At 37.5% G+C, this 523-nt stretch carries 1 protein-coding gene and 1 pseudogene; one reads left to right on the forward strand and one right to left on the reverse strand.

All coding sequences use genetic code 11. The features are described from left to right. A partial coding sequence (locus tag ACFQY0_RS21410) for a hypothetical protein (RefSeq protein ID WP_379717158.1) occupies positions 1-244 on the reverse strand: 244 nt, incomplete at its 3' end. On the opposite strand from ACFQY0_RS21410, the pseudogene ACFQY0_RS21415 reads away from it, so the two are divergent. Next, positions 219-523 (forward strand): annotated as a pseudogene (locus tag ACFQY0_RS21415) (sulfite reductase); the annotation flags it as partial. The gene ACFQY0_RS21410 and the pseudogene ACFQY0_RS21415 sit on opposite strands and share 26 nt — an antisense overlap.

Consider the following 523-nt stretch of genomic DNA (forward strand, 5'->3'; position numbering starts at 1 on the left):
GTATCCCACGACAAAGATCGAAGAATTCTCCCTGCTTATAAATTGTAAGAGTTTCGCCTTCAGGAATATCCTCGATAAGCTCGAGTTTCAAATCATCCCCAAGCTCTTTGAATTTTTCAATGGCTTCTTCTCTAGAAAGTTCAATTCGTTCAAATTCTAAATTCTCATCAAAAGTATTATTAAACTTATCAACGTCGTATCCTAATGCATCAAGTGCAACTTTAATTGATAAAATAGAAGACATTCTTGATGAAGCAGGATTAAGAGACGAAGAAATCATTATCCGTATGTCAGGCTGCCCTAACGGCTGTTCCCGACCAGCCCTTGGTGAAATCGGCTTTATCGGAAAAGCTCCCGGTAAATATAATATGTATTTGGGAGCAGGATTCAGAGGGGACAGACTCAATAAATTATTTCGTGAAAATATTGGGGAAGAAGACATATTACAAGAGCTTAAACCTATTCTTATCAATTATGCTAAAGAAAGAGAAGAGAATGAGCATTTCGGTGACTACGTCATCAG

Source organism: Haloferula chungangensis (genome assembly GCF_042664875.1).
In the GTDB taxonomy this organism is placed as follows: domain Bacteria; phylum Verrucomicrobiota; class Verrucomicrobiia; order Verrucomicrobiales; family Akkermansiaceae; genus Haloferula; species Haloferula chungangensis.